This is a genomic window from Salmonella sp. SAL4457, assembly GCF_046548235.1.
GTDB lineage: Bacteria > Pseudomonadota > Gammaproteobacteria > Enterobacterales > Enterobacteriaceae > Salmonella > Salmonella enterica.
The window spans coordinates 1-321 of the sequence record NZ_JBGDZO010000228.1 but is presented as its reverse complement, the minus strand read 5'-3'; the positions used below and the strand labels follow the sequence as shown (position 1 = coordinate 321).

Genomic DNA, 321 nt, shown 5'->3' with positions numbered 1-321 from the left:
ATCAGGTCGTGGATCTTCGCCACCGATTCGTTGAACGATTGTCCCAGCTCGCCCAGCTCGTCACGGCTGCGGGCCTGGAAGCTGACCGTCATGTCGCCGCCGGCGACGCGCTCCATCATTCGCCCGAGATCCTTCAGGGTGGCACGGGTGGAAACGTAGAAACCGCCGTAGAGGTATAGGATCGCGGCGAAAACCACGGCCAGCGCGGCGACTAGCAACAGCATCTGCGTGCGCACCTGTTGCAGGCGCTTTTGCAACTGGGTATCGAGATAGCCGAGAACGGCGTCGTCGAGCTGGTAGGTCTTGTCCATCGCCACGCTG

The 321-nt window shown here is 62.0% G+C and carries 1 protein-coding gene; it reads right to left on the bottom strand.

The features are described from left to right. Positions 1 to 311, bottom strand: a 311-nt coding sequence (locus ACLJNW_RS24035) for a HAMP domain-containing protein (RefSeq protein ID WP_410961196.1), incomplete at its 3' end; no start/stop codon positions are given. Positions 312 to 321 lie beyond the last annotated feature (10 nt).